Source organism: Saccharothrix sp. NRRL B-16314, from assembly GCF_000716595.1.
GTDB lineage: Bacteria > Actinomycetota > Actinomycetes > Mycobacteriales > Pseudonocardiaceae > Actinosynnema.
The window spans coordinates 1-2,391 of sequence record NZ_JNXC01000075.1; the positions used below are offsets into that span (position 1 = coordinate 1).

Here is a 2,391-nt window from a genome sequence, read left to right on the forward strand (position 1 = left end):
ATGTTCGAAAGGTTCACCGACCGCGCGAGGCGGGTGGTTGTCCTGGCCCAGGAAGAGGCCAGGATGCTCAACCACAACTACATCGGCACCGAACACATCCTTTTGGGGTTGATCCACGAGGGTGAGGGTGTCGCCGCGAAGGCGCTGGAGTCGTTGGGGATCGCGCTGGAGGGCGTGCGCCAGCAGGTCGAGGAGATCATCGGCCAGGGTCAGCAGGCGCCGTCGGGTCACATCCCCTTCACCCCGCGTGCGAAGAAGGTGCTGGAGCTGTCGTTGCGCGAGGCGCTGCAGCTGGGGCACAACTACATCGGCACGGAGCACATCCTGCTGGGCCTGATCCGCGAGGGTGAGGGTGTCGCCGCGCAGGTGCTGGTCAAGCTGGGCGCGGACCTGAACCGGGTGCGTCAGCAGGTGCTGCAGCTGTTGTCGGGCTACTCGGGCGGCAAGGAGCCCGCGGAGTCGGGTGGTCGGGGTGAGGGCACCCCGTCGTCGTCGTTGGTGCTGGACCAGTTCGGGCGCAACCTGACCGCGAGTGCGCGGGAGGGCAAGCTCGACCCGGTGATCGGTCGCACCAAGGAGATCGAGCGGGTCATGCAGGTGCTGTCGCGGCGCACCAAGAACAACCCGGTGCTGATCGGCGAGCCCGGCGTGGGCAAGACCGCCGTGGTCGAGGGTTTGGCCCAGATGGTGGTCAAGGGCGAGGTGCCCGAGACGCTGAAGGACAAGCAGCTCTACACGCTGGACCTGGGTTCGCTGGTGGCGGGTTCGCGGTACCGGGGTGATTTCGAGGAGCGCCTGAAGAAGGTGCTCAAGGAGATCCGCACGCGCGGTGACATCATCCTGTTCATCGACGAGATCCACACCCTGGTGGGTGCGGGTGCGGCGGAGGGCGCGATCGACGCGGCCTCGATCCTGAAGCCGATGCTGGCGCGCGGTGAGCTGCAGACGATCGGCGCGACGACGCTGGACGAGTACCGCAAGTACGTGGAGAAGGACCCCGCGCTGGAGCGCCGGTTCCAGCCGATCCAGGTCGGCGAGCCGTCGCTGGAGCACACGATCGAGATCCTGAAGGGTCTGCGCGACCGGTACGAGGCGCACCACCGCGTGTCGATCACGGATTCGGCGCTGGTGGCGGCGGCGACGTTGGCCGACCGGTACATCAACGACCGGTTCCTGCCGGACAAGGCGATCGACCTGATCGACGAGGCCGGCGCCAGGATGCGGATCCGTCGGATGACCGCGCCGCCGGACCTGCGGGAGTTCGACGAGAAGATCGCGGACGTGCGTCGGGACAAGGAGTCCGCGATCGACGCGCAGGACTTCGAGCGGGCGGCGAAGCTGCGTGACGCGGAGAAGACGCTGCTGGGTCAGAAGGCCGAGCGGGAGAAGCAGTGGAAGGACGGCGACCTGGACGTGGTCGCCGAGGTCGACGACGAGCAGATCGCCGAGGTGTTGGCGAACTGGACCGGTATCCCGGTGTTCAAGCTCACCGAGGAGGAGACCACGCGTCTGCTCCGCATGGAGGACGAGCTGCACAAGCGGATCATCGGCCAGGTCGACGCCGTCAAGGCGGTGAGCCAGGCGATCCGTCGGACGCGGGCGGGGTTGAAGGACCCGAAGCGCCCGTCGGGGTCGTTCATCTTCGCGGGTCCGTCGGGTGTGGGTAAGACGGAGTTGTCGAAGGCGCTGGCGAACTTCCTGTTCGGCGAGGACGACGCGCTGATCCAGATCGACATGGGCGAGTTCCACGACCGGTACACCGCGTCGCGGTTGTTCGGTGCCCCTCCCGGTTATGTCGGGTACGAGGAGGGTGGGCAGCTCACGGAGAAGGTGCGGCGCAAGCCGTTCTCGGTGGTGTTGTTCGACGAGATCGAGAAGGCGCACCAGGAGGTCTACAACACGCTGTTGCAGGTGTTGGAGGACGGCCGGTTGACCGATGGTCAGGGCCGGACGGTGGACTTCAAGAACACGGTGATCATCTTCACGTCGAACCTGGGCACCTCGGACATCAGCAAGGCCGTGGGGTTGGGCTTCACGTCGGGTCAGGACGTGGCGTCGAACTACGAGCGGATGAAGAACAAGGTCAACGACGAGCTGAAGAAGCACTTCAGGCCGGAGTTCCTCAACCGCATCGACGACATCATCGTGTTCCACCAGCTGACGCAGGACGAGATCATCAAGATGGTGGACCTGATGATCGCCCGGGTCGAGACGCAGTTGAAGAACAAGGACATGGCGATCGAGCTGACCGATCGGGCGAAGATGCTGCTGGCCAAGCGCGGGTTCGACCCGGTGCTGGGTGCCCGGCCGCTGCGTCGCACGATCCAGCGCGAGATCGAGGACCAGCTGTCGGAGAAGATCCTGTTCGGCGAGATCACCGCCGGCCAGATC

General features: G+C 65.7%; 1 protein-coding gene. It reads left to right on the top strand.

The window, feature by feature from the left end:
* The coding region (locus OQ02_RS39010; protein ID WP_033443721.1) for an ATP-dependent Clp protease ATP-binding subunit at positions 1–2,391 on the top strand (2,391 nt) is incomplete at its 3' end.